The organism is Pseudomonas sp. NPDC088890 (assembly GCF_044900155.1).
In the GTDB taxonomy this organism is placed as follows: domain Bacteria; phylum Pseudomonadota; class Gammaproteobacteria; order Pseudomonadales; family Pseudomonadaceae; genus Aquipseudomonas; species Aquipseudomonas urmiensis.
On sequence record NZ_JBJDNG010000002.1, the window covers coordinates 317,837 to 332,367 of the forward strand.

Below are 14,531 nucleotides of genomic sequence, written 5' to 3' on the forward strand. Positions count from 1 at the left end.
AAGGCGACTGATGAATATGGAGGCCAATTCTTATAACCAACAGACTGTAGCGACACCCACCCAAGGAGACTACTCCATGTCCTCGCGCATTACCCTACATACCCTGCAGAGCGCCCCGCCCGCGGCGCGTCCGTTCTTGGAAAATGCCCAGAAAAATTCCGGCTTCATTCCTAATCTGCTGGGCATTCTGGCCAATGCCCCGGCGGCGCTGGAAACCTATGTCACCGTTTCGGCGCTCAACGGCAAGGCTGAACTGTCATTGGCCGAACGCGAAGTGGTGCAATTGATCGCTGCGACCCAGCACGGCTGCGATTTCTGCGTAGCTGGGCACACGGCCGTTGCGCTGAACAAGGCCAAGCTGCCAGCGGCAGTAGTCGACGCGCTGCGTGCCCGTGGCGAGCTGCCCGATGCCAGGTACGAGACGCTGGCCGAATTCGCCCGCCAGGTCATTGCCACCCGCGGCGATGTCAGCGAAGCGAGCTATGACGCCTTTCGTGAAGCCGGTTTTACCGAGGGCAACGCCTTGGAGGTGATTCTCGGCGTCAGCCTGGCGACCCTGTGCAACTTTGCTAATGTGTTCGCCCAGACGCCGCTCAATGACGAGCTGAGCAAGTACCGCTGGCAGCCTGTGTGATCGTGCATGGGGTGCCGGCGCTGCCGGCTTTATCGAAGGAGAAGGGACATGCTTGATAGCGCATTTGCTCACTGGCTGGAGACCAATGCCGAGGGCATCGATCAGGGCCACAGCGACCCGCAACAGGTGCTGGCGCAGATCGCCCAGGCACAGGTGTTGCGAATTGGTGTCAGCCAGGCGGCCGGTGGCCTGGGCGGGCAGGTCAGTGATGCGGTCGAGGCCATTGCCGCGATCGCCAGCCATTCGCTGGCAGCAGCGTTCGTCTGCTGGGGGCAACGAGCATTCATTGAGTACTTGTTGCAAAGCCCTAACCAGGCATTGCGTGAGCGGCTGCTGGCGCAGTTGTTGAGTGGCGAGCTGGCCGGTGCCACAGGCCTTTCCAATGCCATGAAGTACCTGTCCGGTATTGAAGCGCTGCAAGTGCGGGCTCAGCCTGAAGGCGAGGGCTGGGCCTTGAATGGGCGCCTGCATTGGGTGACCAACTTGCGCAAGAGCGGTTTTGTGGTGGCTGCTGCAATCGAGGACGATGCCGGTGGTCCACCGTTGGTCCTGGCCATTCCCTCGAGCCAAGCCGGCCTTGAACGTTCCGATGATCTCCAGCTGATGGGTTTGCAGTCGAGCAACACTGCCGCGCTGACATTCCGGCAGGTCCAATTGAGTCGCGACTGGCTGCTGCACGACAACGCCTGCGAGTTTCTGCCCAAGGTGCGTCCGGCCTTTCTGGCTTTGCAGTGCGGTATGTCGATTGGCCTGGCGCGGCGTGCCCTGGATGAGGTGGCGACGCACCTGCAAGGGCGCGGCGCGTTCCTCGAAGAGGCACGCCAGGTGCTCAAGCAACGCCTGGAAAACACCGTCGGTCAATTGCACCAAGGCCTGCTCGATGGGCGCTTTGTGAGCCAACCAGCGGCACTGTTCAAGTTGCGCATCATCCTTGCTGAAAGTGCTGCCGATGCGCTGCAATTGGAGCTGCAAGCCAGCGGTGGCAAGGCCTATCTGACCGCCTACGGGCAAGGCTTCGCCCGCCGCTGGCGTGAGTCGGCGTTCGTCCCGATCGTCACTCCAAGCCTGGTGCAGTTGCGCGCCGAACTTCAGCGCCAGGCGGCTGCGGCATGAGCCAGGCATTGCTCGAAGCACGCGACATCTGCCTGGGCTATCCGCGAGACGGCGGCTGGCAGGCAGTGCTGGAGCAGTTTGACTTGCAACTGGCAGCGGGCGAGGTGGTCAGCATTCTCGGCCCCAGCGGGGTTGGTAAGTCGAGCCTGTTGCGGGTATTGGCCGGGCTGCAGCAGGCCCAGGGCGGTAGCGTCAGCTTGCGTGGCGAACCCTTGCAAGGCCCGCATCCGCGCCTGGCGGTGGCCTTTCAAGACCCAAGCCTGTTGCCTTGGCTGAGCTTGGAAAGCAACGTTGCCTTCGGCCTGGACTTCGCTCGCCAGCCGAAACTCACCGCTGCCGAGCGCCGCTCACGCATCGAGCACGCCATCGCCGCAGTGGGCTTGAGCCATGCGCGCAACCAGCATCCGGCGCAGTTATCCGGCGGCATGGCCCAGCGCACTGCACTGGCCCGCTGCCTGGCCCGTCAGCCCGAAGTGCTGCTGCTGGACGAGCCGTTCGGCGCGTTGGATGAGGTAACCCGCGCCGACATGCAGCACCTGCTGCTGCAACTGATCGCCACCCACAACACGGCGGCCGTGCTGATCACCCATGACATCGACGAAGCGCTGCTGCTGTCCGACCGGGTCCTGCTACTGGGCAACCACCCAGCGCATATCCTCGGCCAGTGGCACATCGACCTGGCACAACCGCGCGGGCAGCGGGTCGAGGAGCTGGGCGCACTGCGTATCGAAATTCTGAAAACCCTACGGCGGGCAAGCCGCACAGTCGAACCCTCTTCTTCCCCCTTGCCCTCGGAGGCTGTCCATGTGCATGGATGACTGCTGTTCTGCCACTTCCCGTCGCGACTTCATCAAGCTCAGCGCCATGCTCAGCGCCGCTGGCGCGCTACCGCTGCTGGCCAGCTTGCAGGCGCGGGCGGCTGCTGAGCCAGACGCGCCGGTGCGTATCGGCTACTTGCCCATTACCGACGCCACGCCGCTGCTGGTGGCGCACAACAATGGCCTGTTCGAGGCCGAAGGTATCAAGGCTGAGCGACCGGTGTTGCTGCGCAGTTGGGCGCAGGTGATCGAGGCGTTCATTTCCGGCCAGGTCAACGTTATTCACCTGCTCTCGCCGATGACTGTGTGGGCACGCTACGCCAGCAAGGTGCCGGCCAAGGTGGTGGCCTGGAACCATGTCGGTGGTTCGGGCCTGACTGTGGCGCCGGAGATTACCCAGATCCAGCAACTGGCCGGCACGACCGTGGCCATTCCATTCTGGTATTCGATCCACAACGTAGTGGTGCAGCAGCTGTTGCGCAATAACGGCCTGAGCCCGGTTTCCAAACCCGCCAATGCCACGCTGGCGGCCAACGAAGTCAACCTGTTGGTGCTGCCACCCTCGGACATGCCGCCAGCGCTGGCCAGCAAGCGTATCGCCGGCTATATCGTGGCCGAGCCGTTCAACGCCCTGGCCGAAAACCTCAAGGTCGGCCGCGTGCAACGGTTTACTGGCGATATCTGGCGCAATCACGCCTGCTGCGTGGTGTTCATGCACGAGCACGACCTGAACAATCGCCCAGCATGGTCGCAGAAGGTGGTCAACGCCATCGTCAAGGCGCAGCTGTGGACCCGCGAACACCGCGCCGAAGCCGCCGCGCTGTTGTCCAAGGCGGGTCCGAACAAGTACACCCCGCATGAGCCGGCGGTGCTGAGCAAAGTCCTGGCGCCGTCTGCGGACGAACGTGCCGGCTACATCACCAGTGGCGCCATCCAGCACCAGCAGTGGGATGAGCGGCGGATCGACTTCCAGCCCTATCCGTTCCCTAGTTACACCGAGGAGCTGGTCAAGCGCCTGCAGAACACCTTGATCGAAGGCGACCACGCTTTCCTTGCAGGCTTGGACCCTGCGCACACCGCCCGCGACCTGGTCGATGATCGTTTCGTGCGCAACGCCATCGCTGCGGTGGGCGGCCCCTCGGTGTTCGGCATCGCCGACAGCTTCGAGCGTAGCGAGGAGTTCGTGGTCTGATGCGCAAACACGTCACACATGGCGCTTTGGGATTGGCTGGGTTACTGGGCTTGTTGCTGCTGTGGTGGGCGGGGGTGCGCCTGTTCGGCGCGGCCGATGGCCTGTCGGCACGCTTCTCGCCCGAGGCGACCTTAGCCAGCCTGGTGGAGCTACTGGGGCAGGGCGAGGTTTATGGGCATATCTGGGTCAGCCTCAAGCGCATAGTGATCGGCCTGCTGCTGGCGCTGTCGATCGGGGTGCCGCTGGGCTTGCTGGTGGGCAGTTACCGACAGCTGGAGGCGGCGACTACCCCGGCGTTTCAGTTCTTGCGGATGATCTCGCCGCTGTCGTGGATGCCGGTGGTGGTGATGCTGATGGGCGTGGGCGACCAGCCGATCTACTTCCTGCTGGCGTTTGCCGCGCTGTGGCCAATTCTGCTCAACACTGCAGCTGGGGTGCGCCAGCTGGATCCGCGCTGGTTGCAGCTGTCGCGCAGTTTGAGTGCCACCCGCTGGGAGACCTTGTGCAAGGTGATCCTGCCCGGGGTGATCGGCCATGTGCTGACCGGGGTGCGGTTGGCCATCGGCATCCTGTGGATCGTGCTGGTGCCGTGCGAAATGCTGGGAGTCAGTGCGGGGCTGGGCTATTTCATCCTCGATACCCGCGATCGGCTGGCCTATTCGGAGCTGATGGCCATGGTGCTGTTGATCGGGGTCTTGGGATTCTTGCTCGATGCCTTGGCGCGTGGCCTGCATCGGCGCTGGGTGCACGGTTGAGGGTTGATATCGTTTTCGCTGGTCTCTTCGCGGGCAAGCCCGCGAAGAGGGCACATCAATGCACGGTCTTGCGCTGCCTGACACACGCTTGCGCCTGCTCTGCCAACTGATCCAGCCGCTCATCGCGCGACTGCTCGGCCTCGATCATCGCGTCTTCGCCTTGCTGCTTGAGCAAGTACGCATGAATCTGGCGCACCTCCAGTGTCTGGTAGATCGGCGCAATATCCAGCCTGCCGACCAACGCTCCACTGGCCTGGCCAGTACTGCTCATCAATACCTGCGGTCCGCTGGCCGCCACTACCTGCATGCCCATCTGCTCGAACCACGGCACACAGCCTGCGAACGCATTGAGCTCGACGCACGTGTAACGTGATTGCAGGTCAGCCAGCAAACCGCGGGCAATTCCCTGGCGGCGATGGCTGGGCAGTACCGCCAGAAACGCCAGCACGCAGGCTTGCGGGTTGTCCTGGGCGGGCAGGGCGAGGGCGAAGCCGAGCAGTTGGTCTGGCGCCTCGGCATCCAGGGCGAGCAGTAGCTGCACCGCCAGGCCGCGGGTGCCGTCCATCGCTTGCAGGTACTGGTGCACTTCCAGGCCGACGCCGTATTGATACAGCGGGTACAGCGGATTGTCCTTGCTGATGGCGACACTGCTCAGCTCACCGACGTGATCGATCACCAGTTGGCGGATCTGATTCTGGAAGGATTCGGGCGGCACGCTGTCGAGGCGGCGGAGGATGAACATCGCGGGTAAGGCTCCGGCTGGCAGAAACACCCCGTGCCAGGTGTGGCACGGGGTGAACATTCTACCCGGTTTTACCGAAACGGCCTCGTTCCTCGAGCGCGGCGAGCATCAGGTCAAGGTTCTGCACCGCAGCGCCCGAGGCGCCCTTGCCGAGGTTGTCGAACACCGCAGTGAGCACGACCTGACCGTGTTCAGGGTTGGCGAACAAGGCCAGGCGCAGATCGTTGGTATCGTTCAGCGCTTCGGGGTCGAGCGCAGCGGCAGGGCCGTGTTGGTGCAGGGGCATCACCTGCACGTGACGGGCGCCCTGGTAGTGCTGCTCCAGGCAGGCTTGCAGGTGCTCGGCGCTGACCTTGCCGGGAAGCAGGCGCAGCTGCACGGCAATGCTCAGCACGATGCCCTGGCGATAGTCGCCATAACCCGGCAGGAATACCGGGCGCGCGCTGAGCCCTGCGTGCTGCTCGATCTCCGGGACGTGCTTGTGGGCCAGCTCCAGGCCGTACAGCTGCAGGGTCGGCAGCTTGCCCTCGCGGTGCTGCTCGTGACGCTCTACTGCCGCACGACCACCGCCTGAATAGCCCGAGATGGCCTGGACCGTGAACGGATAGTCGGCAGGCAGCAGCCCGGCCTGGATCAACGGCCGCAGCAGGGCGATCGCGCCGGTTGGGTAGCAACCGGGGTTGCTTACGCGCTTGGACTTGGCGATGCGTTCAGGTTGTTGCGCATCCAGTTCGGGCAGGCCGTAGACCCAGCCTGGCGTGGTGCGGTGCGCGGAGCTTGCATCGATAACCCGCACCTGCGGATTTTCTATTGCGCCAACCGCTTCGATGGCGGCGGCGTCGGGCAGGCACAGCAGGGCAATGTCGGCGCTGTTGATCGCTTGGCTGCGCCGTTGCCGGTCTTTGCGCTCGGCCTCGGGCAAGGTCAGCAGGCGCAGGTCGTTGCGCCCTTGCAGGCGGGCATGGATTTGCAGGCCGGTGGTGCCTTGGTCACCGTCGATGAAAACCAGAGGTTGGGTCATGTTCAGAATCCGTGGGAAAGGGCGATGGGCGTATCCTCGCTTGTGGCTGGACGAAAGAAAATTTGAATATCATGATGCTGATATTCATTAATCCTGAACGACAACCATGCGTGAAATCAGCCTCGACCGTCTACGCACCCTGGTGGTAATTGCCGACCTCGGCTCATTTGCCGAAGCCGCCCGCCAGCTCAACCTGGCGCCGCCGACCATCAGCCTGCATGTCGCCGAACTGGAGACGCGCGTCGGTGCGCCGTTGCTCACGCGCACCCGTGGTCAGGTGCGGCCGACGGCAGTCGGTGAGACCTTGCTGCAGCGCGCCCGGCGCCTGCTGGCCGATGCCGACCTGGCGCTGGATGAGGTACGTCGACAGGTCGAAGGCCTGACCGGGCGGGTGCGCCTGGGCGCTTCGACCGGGGCCATCGCCCATTTGCTGCCGCAGGCACTGCAGGTGTTGCGGGTCGAGCATCCTGGAATCGATGTGCAGGTACAGGTGCTGACCTCTGGGGCGTCCTTGGCGCGATTGCGCGAGGGCAGCCTGGATATCGGTCTAGTGGCCTTGCCCCAGCTCGCCGGCCGTGGCGTGCGGATCACACCCTGGCGACGCGACCCGATCATGGCCTACGTACCCAGCGACTGGCACCCGCCTGCACGGGTTACACCGGCGTGGCTGGCGCAGCGGGCGTTGATTCTCAATGACAGCGGTACCCAGCTGTCGCGGGTTACATTGGAGTGGTTTGCCGCGGCCGGCTTGTACCCAGAGGCGCGGATCGAGCTGAATTTCAACGATGCGATCAAGAGCCTGGTGGCGGCGGGGTATGGGGCGACCCTGTTGCCGCAGGAAGGGGAGGCCGCCGAGTTGGATCGGCGGGTAACGCGCAGGCCTGTGCGGCCGGGGTTGTGGCGCCAGCTTGGGATAGCCTGCCGCGAGGGTGAGGTGGAGCGCGCCACGGGGTATGTGTTGCAGGCTTTGCAGCGGCTGCGCCAGTAAGATTGTGGCGCAGCCGCGCGGCGCCAAACTCAACCTCGCTCGCGCTGGCGCAGCGCCGTTACCGTCTCCCCGGCAACCCCCCAATTATCGGTAGGTACCTCCTCAATAACCACAAAAGTGCTCGCAGGCGGCTTGTTCAAAACCTGTTGCAACAGCCGGGTCGTACCTTCGATCAGCTGGCGCTTGTGTTCGGCGGTCACGCCTTCATCGGTGACGCGGATATGCACATAAGGCATGGTGATTCTCCTCAACCTTGTGTTCAGTGCCAGGTGCCGGCAGTACTGCCGCCATCGACCGGCAGAATGACGCCGCTGACAAAGCGCGCATCGCTCAGGTACAGAACTGCATCGACCACATCCTGCGCGGTACCGGTCCGGCCGCTGGGCGACAGGCGGCCCAGCTCCTCGATAGTGTCGCCATGCATCGGCGTGGCGATGATCCCCGGTGCGACCGCATTGACCTGCACGCCGCTGCCCGCCAACTCCAGGGCCAGGCCTTTGACCGCCTGGTTCAGGCCGCCTTTGACCAACACCGGCAGCAGGGCCGCAACCCGGGTGTCGGGCTGTAGGGCAATCGAGGCGGTGATGGCGATGATCTGCCCGTGGCCTTGCTCGGCCATGACCCGGGCTGCTGCCTGCGCTGGGTAGAAGAAGCCCTTGAGGTTGGTGCCGATCAGCGCGTCGAGGTCGCTCTCGGTGTACTCGGCAACTGGCTTGGCAATGAAGATCCCGGCGTTGTTGATCAGGAGGTCGATCTGGCCGAAGGCTTGCCGTGCGCTGTCGAACAGGCGCTGGGCGGTGGCCGGCAGGGCGATGTCACCGGCGACCGTGACAAAGCGCGCTGGATGGCCAAGGCGCGCGGCGGCCTCGTCCAGTCGCGCTTGGGTGCGGGCATTGCCGACCACGTTATCGCCGCGTTCGAGGAAGGCCTGGGCGAGGGCGAAGCCCAGGCCGCTGGATGCGCCGGTGATGATGACGGTGGCTGGGGTGTTCATGTGGGCAATCTCCAAGTCAATGAGCCGGGGCTCGGTGTGGAGATGACTTTAAGCAGTCATGCCGGCTTGAAAAATGAGCCGTATGGCATTTCAATCTATACATCATGTAATTAATTGCGCCGTCATGACCCGTCATTTCGATGATTTGCAACTGGGTAGCCTGGAGTTGTTCTGTCTTGCCGCCGACAGCGGTAGCTTCACGGCCGCCGCCACTGAAGCGGGGGTGACGCCGGCAGCGGTGAGCCGCAGTGTGGCCCGCTTGGAGGAACGACTGGGCGTGCGCCTGTTCGTGCGTACCACTCGCCAGATGCGTTTGTCCGAGGCCGGGCAGGCCTATTACCTGCAGTGTCGTCAAGCGCTTGGGCAACTGCTGGAGGCCGAGCGCCAGGTGGCGGGCGGTCAACTTGAGCCCAGTGGCCGCCTGCGCGTCAGTGCGCCGACGCCTTACGCCCATCACCGCCTGCTGCCGCTGCTGCCGGGGTTTGCTCAGCGCTACCCCCAGGTGCAGGTGGACATTCACGTCAGCAACCGTAACGTCGACTTGGTCGAAGAGGGCTTTGACCTGGCCATACGCGGGCGCGAGCCTGCCGATTCCAGGCTGGTCGCGCGGCGCCTTGAGCAGGCCGAGTTGGTGGTGGTCGGCACGCCAGGCTATCTGGCCAGGGCAGGCGTGCCGCAAGTGCCGGAAGATCTGCGCGAGCACGACTGCATTCAGTTCGAGATCCCTAGCTCCGGTCGCCGGGCGAGCTGGAGCTTTCGCCGCGATGGGCAGGCGTTCGAACTGGAAACCTCTGGCCAGTGCACCTGCCTGGGGGATTTTCTCGCCACCACCACCCTGGTGCGCCACGGTGCCGGGCTGATGCAGGCGTATCGCTTCACCGTGCAGGCGGCGCTCGACAGCGGCGAGTTGCAGGAGGTGCTAGCTGAGTTCGGCGGCACCTGGCGACCGTTCATGCTGATCTACCCGCATTCCCGCCATATGCCTTCGCGGCTGCGCGTGTTCATCGATTATCTGCTTGCCCAGGACCACGGCTAGTCTTTCTTGCACAGCTGATAGCCCAGGCCATGCACGGTATGCAACAGCGGGCTGTCGAAGCCCTTGTCGATCACCCCCCTGAGAATGTGGATATTGCTGCGCAGATTCTCACGCTGGGCAGCCTCGCGTCCCCAGATGCGTGCTTCCAGTTCGGTGCGTTTCACCACCCCCGGGCTTTTCTGCATCAGCAGTTCCAGCAGCTTGCGGCTGGTCGGCTTGAGCTTCAAGACGCTGTCGCCACGGGTCACTTCCAGGGTATCGAGGTCAAAGCGCAAATCGGCCACCACCAGTACGCGGCTGTTGCGGCTCTGGCGCCGGGCCACCACCGCTTGAATGCGCGCCAGCACCTCAGACATGGCGAAGGGCTTGACGATGTAATCGTCGGCACCGACTTTGAATCCGGTGAGGCGGTCGTCCAATTCGTCGCGGGCACTGAGCATGACGATCGCCACGTCCGACCTTGAATGCTCGCGCAGGCTCTGGCAGATCTGGTTGCCGTCGATGCCAGGCAGCATGATGTCCAACAAGATGGCGTCATAGCGCCTGGAAGCGGCCAGGTGCAGCCCGGTCAGACCATCCAGTGCGCCCTCGACGCTGTGGCCCCTGAGTTGGAGAAACTCGACCAGGTTGTCATGAATGTCGCGGTGGTCCTCGATAACCAGAATTCTCATAGCGTTTTTTCTTCTTTTATCCGGGCACGCCGCTGATCGATGTACTGGGGCATCGGCTAGATATAGGCCTTGGCAAAACAATGGCGGCACTCTAGGCAGCGGCGTGTTGGAGGACGGTGAAGCAAATGTGAAAAAAGTGCTGGCAGCGGCACTGCCGTCTGGCCGAAGGCCATTGCTGGCAAGCGCTGCACGACTATGCTTTTCGCTGTGCCTGAGGGGCGCAGCGCGCCCCAGGTCGTCAGCAGTACGCCAGTAGTCCCGGTTTTTCCCCAGGAGACCTCTCCATGAAATCCATGACACTGTTTGTGATTGCATCTGTTCTGAGTGTTGCCGCGGTTGCCCAGGATGGCCCAGCGGAGAACTGCGACGCCAAGATCAAGGACCTTGAATCCATCCACTCCGCCGACGGCGCGGCGCTGCATGGCGGCAAGGTCGATGAGTTTCGCGCCCTGCTCAAACAGGCCAAGGAAGCCCAGATGGCTGGCGACATGCAGAAGTGCCAGGCCTCGGCCGACCGCGCCAAGACCATCTACAACACCGCGCGCGGCAAGTAGCGCTAATGCCGCTGCAGCGTCGCTTGCATTTCGGCGGCGCTGCAGTCTCCTGTAAGCTGGCCGTTTGCCGACTTCCACGAGACTGCGCATGATCCTGGCCAAGCCCATCCTCGACAGCCTGCTCACCGGTGTTGCCGTGCCGTTTACCCGCCCCGGCTCACGCAGCGGTATCGACAAACAGCCGCGACAGGGCCGGTTGAAAGTGACCTTGCTCGGTATCGAAGGCGATGAGCAAGGCGACTTACGGGTGCATGGCGGGGTCGAAAAAGCCATTCATCATTACCCCCGCGATCATTATCCAGACTGGCTGGCCGAACTGGGTGAGCATGCCTTGTTGAAGCAGCCGGGGGCGTTTGGCGAAAACTTCAGCAGCGTCGGTTGGCGCGAGGCGGATGTCTGTCTGGGTGATCGCATCCGCGTAGGCACGGCCTTGTTGGAAATCTCCCAAGGACGCATGCCATGCTGGAAACTCAATGATCGATTCGACGTCGCGCAGATGGCCTTGCGGGTGCAGCAGAGTGGGCGTACTGGCTGGTATTACCGGGTGTTGGAGGAGGGCGAGGTCGAGGCGGGCGATGAGCTGCACTTGGTCGAACGACCCTATGCCGACTGGTCGGTCGCGCGGCTATCGGCGGTGTTGTTCGACAAGCGCCTGGAGACCGAGCTGCTCAGCCAATGCCTGGCATTGCCGCTGGTGCCATCCTGGCGCAAGACCTTGCAGCGGCGCCTGGAACAGCGACAGGTCGAAGACTGGGGCTCGCGCCTGGAGGGCCAGCCGCGTGACTGAACAGCTGTGCACGCTCATCGCAAAAGGAATGCCCCATGGCTTATGAAATTGACGACCGCCTGGTGATTGGCGTGGCCTCGAGCGCGGTTTTCGACCTCAGTGCCTGCGATGCGGTGTTTCGCCACGAAGGCGAGGCGCAGTATCGCCTGTACCAGCAGCAGAACATGCACGTGCCGCTGGCGCGCGGCATTGCCTATCCGTTCATCAAGCGCCTGTTGGCGCTCAATGACCTGTGCGCCGACCCGCAAGACCCGCTGGTAGAGGTGGTGCTTTTGTCGCAGAACGACCCCGACACCGGGCTGCGGGTCATGAAGACCATCGAGCATTACGGCTTGAACATGACCCGCGCCATCTTCATGCAGGGGCGTTCGCCTTACGAGTACATTCCGGCGTTGAACATTGCCTTGTTCCTGTCCGCCGACAAGCAGCATGTGGACGCCGCGATCCAGGCCGGCTATCCGGCCGGGCAGGTGCTCGATTCGCAGTTCGATGACGATGAAAGCGATGACGGCCTGCGCATCGCTTTCGACTTCGATGGCGTGCTGGCTGGCGATGAATCAGAAGCGGTGATGCAGCGCGATGGCCTGCTGGGCTTTCATGCCCATGAAGTGACCAACGTCACCCAGCCGCATAATCCAGGGCCGCTCAAGGAGTTTTTCGTGCGCATTGCGCGGATCCAGGCGGCCGAGGAGCAGTACAAGCTGGAGCACCCCGGTTACGCCAATCGTCTGCGCGTGTCGATCGTCACCGCGCGCAACGCGCCGTCGCACGAGCGTGCGCTCAATACCCTCAAGAGCTGGGGCGTGATGGCCAACGATGCGTTCTTCCTCGGCGGCATCGAGAAGCGCCGGGTGTTGCAGGTGCTCAAGCCGCATATCTTTTTCGACGACCAGTCGGGTCATCTGAGCGGCACACGCACTGTAGTGCCTTCGGTCCATGTGCCGTTCGGGGTGACCAACCAGCCGCTCGCGGCCTCAGAACCAGCGGTCGTTGCGCTTGCGGCCGCGGGTCAGGGCCGGCAGGATCAGGCCCAGTAGCAGGCCGGCGCCGGCAATGCTGCCGCCGTAGACCATGTAGCGCATCATCACTTGCTTGTTCTCGTCACCCAGGCGCGCCTGGGTGTCGCGCAGGCTCGACTGGGCCTGGTCGAGCTGCTCGTTGAGGCCTTTGTTGCGCTTTTCCAGCTCATCGATCAGCGCCTTGCGCGAATCCAAGGTTTCTTGCATGCCCTGCACGCGGGCTTTCCAGCTGTCATCGATGGTCTTGAGCTGTTCGGACAGCTGCGCCACTTCGCTATCGAGCTGTGGCAAGCGCTCGGCCTGGCCAGGAACGGCTTGCAGGTCGCTGTTGAGAATCCACACCAGATCGCCGCTCTGGCCGCGCACCTGGCTGTACTCGCCCTGGCTGCCGATCAAGGTGACCTTTTGCCCAGCCTTGAGGGTGCCGACGATGCGATGGCCGTTGGTCGGGCCACTGCGCACGTAGGTGCTCAGGCTGTCGCTGACCCAGCGCGCATCACTGCTCGGTTGTTCGGCATGCACGGGGGCGGCGAGGGCGATCAGGGCAACGATCAGGCTGCTACGCAGGGCAGGGAGGGTTTGGCGGGAGTCAGGCATGTTGGTCTTCGCTGAAACTGGACAGAAGCAGGCCCGGTGAATGGACCCATGAACCGGTCGGTGAATTGACCGTCAGCGAAAGACCTTTTTTTTCACGGCAGGTTCACTGCTCAGCGTAGGAAATGTCAGCAGAGTGTTGCGGAATCGTACAAACACGGCGGGCCAGCCTCATCGCGGGACAGGTCGCAGCGATGAGGCCAGTGGAGGGGCTATAACGATCAGGTCACAACCTGATAGCACGGCACATAAGCCGCGCCACCCGGCAACTTCATCCGGTGCTGATCAACGAACGCCTGCAACAGCCGTCCGAGCGGATCGAGCACCGCACTGTCACCGCGAATCTGATAGGGCCCATGCTCCTCGATCAGGCGGATGCCGTTGTCCTTGACGTTACCGGCGACGATCCCGGAGAACGCCCGGCGCAAGTTGGCCGCCAGCTCATGCGCCGGTAGCTCACGGCGCAGGGCCAGGTTGGCCATGTTCTCGTGGGTAGGATCGAAGGGACGCTGGAAGCCTTCTTCGATCTTCAACAGCCAGTTGAAGTGGAATGCATCGTTACGCTCACGGCGGAACTGCTTGACTGCCTTGAGCCCCTCGACCATCTGCCGGGCGACTTCGGCCGGGTCATCGATGATGATCTGGTAGTGCTGCTGGGCCGCTTCGCCCAGGGTCGCGCCGACGAAGGCGTGCAACTGCTGCAGATAGGCCTCGGCACTGCGTGGGCCGGTCAGCACGACCGGGAATGGCAAGTCGTGGTTGTCCGGGTGCATGAGAATGCCCAGCAGGTAGAGGAACTCTTCTGCCGTACCGGCGCCGCCGGGGAAGATGATGATGCCGTGGCCAACCCGCACGAAGGCTTCCAGACGCTTTTCGATATCGGGCAGGATCACCAGCTCGTTGACGATCGGGTTGGGCGCTTCGGCGGCAATGATGCCCGGCTCGGTCAGGCCCAGGTAACGGCTGCCATGCATGCGCTGCTTGGCGTGGGCAATGGTGGCGCCCTTCATCGGCCCCTTCATCACGCCCGGACCGCAGCCGGTGCAGACGTCCAGCTTGCGCAGGCCCAGCTCGTGACCGACCTTCTTGGTGTACTGGTATTCCTCGGTGCTGATCGAGTGACCGCCCCAGCACACGACCATCTTCGGCTCCACGCCCGGGCGCAGGGTGCGGGCGTTGCGCAGCAGGTGGAAGACGTAGTCGGTGATGCCCTGGGAGCTCTCCAGGTCGATGCGCTGGCTGGCCAGCTCGCTTTCGGTGTAGACGATATCGCGCAGGGCGCTGAACAGCATTTCGCGGGTGCTGGCGATCATCTCGCCATCGACGAAGGCATCGGCTGGGGCGTTGAGCAGCTCCAGGCGTACTCCGCGATCTTGCTGATGAATACGGACTTCGAAGTCTTTGTAGGCTTCAAGGATGGTCTTGGCGTTGTCGACATGCGCGCCGGTGTTGAGGATTGCCAGGGCGCATTGACGGAACAGGGTGTAGAGACTGCCGGTACCGACTTCACTCAGTTGCTGGACTTCACGTTGCGACAGCGTTTCGAGGCTGCCTTTGGGGCTGACGGATGCATTGATTACATTGCGTTGGGGCATCTAAGTCTTTCCTGTGCA

The 14,531-nt window shown here is 63.2% G+C and carries 17 protein-coding genes; 10 read left to right on the top strand and 7 right to left on the bottom strand.

Annotated features, from left to right (window positions below; all coding sequences use genetic code 11):
- Window positions 1-76 precede the first annotated feature (76 nt).
- Genes ACI2JX_RS06285 through ACI2JX_RS06305 form a run of 5 tightly spaced genes read left to right on the top strand, consistent with a single transcriptional unit; the run spans window position 77 to window position 4,512 of the window.
- Complete coding sequence (locus tag ACI2JX_RS06285; RefSeq protein WP_404689660.1) at window positions 77-634, top strand: carboxymuconolactone decarboxylase family protein; 558 nt, start codon at window positions 77-79, stop codon at window positions 632-634.
- Between the two features lie 48 nt (window positions 635-682).
- Window positions 683-1,747 (top strand): acyl-CoA dehydrogenase family protein, encoded by a 1,065-nt coding sequence (locus ACI2JX_RS06290; protein WP_404689661.1) that lies wholly within the window; start codon window positions 683-685, stop codon window positions 1,745-1,747.
- Window positions 1,744-2,565 carry an ABC transporter ATP-binding protein gene (locus ACI2JX_RS06295; RefSeq protein ID WP_404689662.1) on the top strand — a complete coding sequence of 274 codons (822 nt, stop codon included), beginning with the start codon at window positions 1,744-1,746 and terminating at the stop codon, window positions 2,563-2,565. Before ACI2JX_RS06290 ends, ACI2JX_RS06295 begins: the two co-directional genes overlap by 4 nt.
- Window positions 2,552-3,757 carry an ABC transporter substrate-binding protein gene (locus ACI2JX_RS06300; RefSeq protein WP_404689663.1) on the top strand — a complete coding sequence of 402 codons (1,206 nt, stop codon included), beginning with the start codon at window positions 2,552-2,554 and terminating at the stop codon, window positions 3,755-3,757. Before ACI2JX_RS06295 ends, ACI2JX_RS06300 begins: the two co-directional genes overlap by 14 nt.
- On the top strand, window positions 3,757-4,512 hold the full coding sequence (locus tag ACI2JX_RS06305) for an ABC transporter permease (RefSeq protein ID WP_368973717.1): 756 nt from the start codon (window positions 3,757-3,759) through the stop codon (window positions 4,510-4,512). The genes ACI2JX_RS06300 and ACI2JX_RS06305 overlap by 1 nt, the downstream gene beginning before the upstream one ends.
- 55 nt (window positions 4,513-4,567) lie before the next feature.
- Here ACI2JX_RS06305 and ACI2JX_RS06310 read toward each other — a convergent pair whose 3' ends face one another.
- Both ACI2JX_RS06310 and argC read right to left on the bottom strand, forming a co-directional pair.
- The gene (locus ACI2JX_RS06310; protein ID WP_264234367.1) at window positions 4,568-5,254 is read right to left on the bottom strand and encodes a GNAT family N-acetyltransferase; all 687 of its coding nucleotides are present in this window, start codon (window positions 5,252-5,254) and stop codon (window positions 4,568-4,570) included.
- Between the two features lie 61 nt (window positions 5,255-5,315).
- A complete protein-coding gene (argC, locus tag ACI2JX_RS06315) occupies window positions 5,316-6,275 on the bottom strand; it encodes an N-acetyl-gamma-glutamyl-phosphate reductase (protein ID WP_264234368.1) in 960 nt (319 codons plus the stop codon).
- 106 nt (window positions 6,276-6,381) lie between these two features.
- On the opposite strand from argC, the gene ACI2JX_RS06320 reads away from it, so the two are divergent.
- On the top strand, window positions 6,382-7,263 hold the full coding sequence (locus ACI2JX_RS06320) for a LysR family transcriptional regulator (protein ID WP_404689664.1): 882 nt from the start codon (window positions 6,382-6,384) through the stop codon (window positions 7,261-7,263).
- 29 nt (window positions 7,264-7,292) lie between these two features.
- On the opposite strand, the gene ACI2JX_RS06325 is transcribed toward ACI2JX_RS06320, so the two are convergent.
- The gene (locus ACI2JX_RS06325; protein WP_404689665.1) at window positions 7,293-7,499 is read right to left on the bottom strand and encodes a 4-oxalocrotonate tautomerase family protein; all 207 of its coding nucleotides are present in this window, start codon (window positions 7,497-7,499) and stop codon (window positions 7,293-7,295) included.
- Window positions 7,500-7,522: 23 nt separating this feature from the next.
- Window positions 7,523-8,257, bottom strand: coding sequence for an SDR family NAD(P)-dependent oxidoreductase (locus ACI2JX_RS06330; RefSeq protein ID WP_404689666.1), 735 nt, complete (start codon window positions 8,255-8,257; stop codon window positions 7,523-7,525).
- Between the two features lie 124 nt (window positions 8,258-8,381).
- On the opposite strand from ACI2JX_RS06330, the gene ACI2JX_RS06335 reads away from it, so the two are divergent.
- Window positions 8,382-9,293 (top strand): LysR family transcriptional regulator, encoded by a 912-nt coding sequence (locus ACI2JX_RS06335; protein ID WP_404689667.1) that lies wholly within the window; start codon window positions 8,382-8,384, stop codon window positions 9,291-9,293.
- Here the strand turns inward: ACI2JX_RS06335 and ACI2JX_RS06340 are convergent.
- Window positions 9,290-9,964, bottom strand: a complete 675-nt coding sequence (locus tag ACI2JX_RS06340) for a response regulator transcription factor (protein WP_368973218.1) — start codon at window positions 9,962-9,964, stop codon at window positions 9,290-9,292. The two genes, ACI2JX_RS06335 and ACI2JX_RS06340, sit on opposite strands and share 4 nt — an antisense overlap.
- A 284-nt stretch (window positions 9,965-10,248) precedes the next feature.
- Here ACI2JX_RS06340 and ACI2JX_RS06345 point away from each other — a divergent pair, with 284 nt between their 5' ends.
- The 3 genes from ACI2JX_RS06345 (at window position 10,249) to ACI2JX_RS06355 (ending at window position 12,342) form a co-directional block, all read left to right on the top strand.
- The gene (locus tag ACI2JX_RS06345; protein WP_264234371.1) at window positions 10,249-10,518 is read left to right on the top strand and encodes a hypothetical protein; all 270 of its coding nucleotides are present in this window, start codon (window positions 10,249-10,251) and stop codon (window positions 10,516-10,518) included.
- A gap of 88 nt (window positions 10,519-10,606) precedes the next feature.
- A complete protein-coding gene (locus ACI2JX_RS06350) occupies window positions 10,607-11,305 on the top strand; it encodes an MOSC domain-containing protein (RefSeq protein WP_404689668.1) in 699 nt (232 codons plus the stop codon).
- A gap of 35 nt (window positions 11,306-11,340) precedes the next feature.
- Window positions 11,341-12,342, top strand: coding sequence for a 5'-nucleotidase (locus ACI2JX_RS06355; protein ID WP_186553534.1), 1,002 nt, complete (start codon window positions 11,341-11,343; stop codon window positions 12,340-12,342).
- On the opposite strand, the gene ACI2JX_RS06360 is transcribed toward ACI2JX_RS06355, so the two are convergent.
- Both ACI2JX_RS06360 and ppnN read right to left on the bottom strand, forming a co-directional pair.
- Entirely contained in the window at window positions 12,280-12,921 is a 642-nt protein-coding gene (locus ACI2JX_RS06360; protein WP_404689669.1) for a TIGR04211 family SH3 domain-containing protein, read from the bottom strand. The two genes, ACI2JX_RS06355 and ACI2JX_RS06360, sit on opposite strands and share 63 nt — an antisense overlap.
- A gap of 218 nt (window positions 12,922-13,139) precedes the next feature.
- Complete coding sequence (gene ppnN / locus ACI2JX_RS06365) at window positions 13,140-14,513, bottom strand: nucleotide 5'-monophosphate nucleosidase PpnN (RefSeq protein ID WP_186553532.1); 1,374 nt, start codon at window positions 14,511-14,513, stop codon at window positions 13,140-13,142.
- Window positions 14,514-14,531: the final 18 nt, after the last annotated feature.

Excerpts from the sequence above, each read along its gene's own strand:
- ACI2JX_RS06345 (WP_264234371.1), top strand. The coding sequence starts at position 10,249 with ATGAAATCCATGACACTGTTTGTGATTGCATCTGTTCTGAGTGTTGCC.
- ACI2JX_RS06320 (WP_404689664.1), top strand. The coding sequence starts at position 6,382 with ATGCGTGAAATCAGCCTCGACCGTCTACGCACCCTGGTGGTAATTGCC.
- ACI2JX_RS06295 (WP_404689662.1), top strand. The coding sequence starts at position 1,744 with ATGAGCCAGGCATTGCTCGAAGCACGCGACATCTGCCTGGGCTATCCG.
- ACI2JX_RS06340 (WP_368973218.1), bottom strand. The coding sequence starts at position 9,964 with ATGAGAATTCTGGTTATCGAGGACCACCGCGACATTCATGACAACCTG.
- ACI2JX_RS06350 (WP_404689668.1), top strand. The coding sequence starts at position 10,607 with ATGATCCTGGCCAAGCCCATCCTCGACAGCCTGCTCACCGGTGTTGCC.
- ACI2JX_RS06290 (WP_404689661.1), top strand. The coding sequence starts at position 683 with ATGCTTGATAGCGCATTTGCTCACTGGCTGGAGACCAATGCCGAGGGC.
- ACI2JX_RS06330 (WP_404689666.1), bottom strand. The coding sequence starts at position 8,257 with ATGAACACCCCAGCCACCGTCATCATCACCGGCGCATCCAGCGGCCTG.
- ACI2JX_RS06325 (WP_404689665.1), bottom strand. The coding sequence starts at position 7,499 with ATGCCTTATGTGCATATCCGCGTCACCGATGAAGGCGTGACCGCCGAA.
- ACI2JX_RS06335 (WP_404689667.1), top strand. The coding sequence starts at position 8,382 with ATGACCCGTCATTTCGATGATTTGCAACTGGGTAGCCTGGAGTTGTTC.
- ACI2JX_RS06355 (WP_186553534.1), top strand. The coding sequence starts at position 11,341 with ATGGCTTATGAAATTGACGACCGCCTGGTGATTGGCGTGGCCTCGAGC.
- ACI2JX_RS06305 (WP_368973717.1), top strand. The coding sequence starts at position 3,757 with ATGCGCAAACACGTCACACATGGCGCTTTGGGATTGGCTGGGTTACTG.
- argC (WP_264234368.1), bottom strand. The coding sequence starts at position 6,275 with ATGACCCAACCTCTGGTTTTCATCGACGGTGACCAAGGCACCACCGGC.
- ACI2JX_RS06285 (WP_404689660.1), top strand. The coding sequence starts at position 77 with ATGTCCTCGCGCATTACCCTACATACCCTGCAGAGCGCCCCGCCCGCG.
- ppnN (WP_186553532.1), bottom strand. The coding sequence starts at position 14,513 with ATGCCCCAACGCAATGTAATCAATGCATCCGTCAGCCCCAAAGGCAGC.
- ACI2JX_RS06300 (WP_404689663.1), top strand. The coding sequence starts at position 2,552 with ATGTGCATGGATGACTGCTGTTCTGCCACTTCCCGTCGCGACTTCATC.
- ACI2JX_RS06360 (WP_404689669.1), bottom strand. The coding sequence starts at position 12,921 with ATGCCTGACTCCCGCCAAACCCTCCCTGCCCTGCGTAGCAGCCTGATC.
- ACI2JX_RS06310 (WP_264234367.1), bottom strand. The coding sequence starts at position 5,254 with ATGTTCATCCTCCGCCGCCTCGACAGCGTGCCGCCCGAATCCTTCCAG.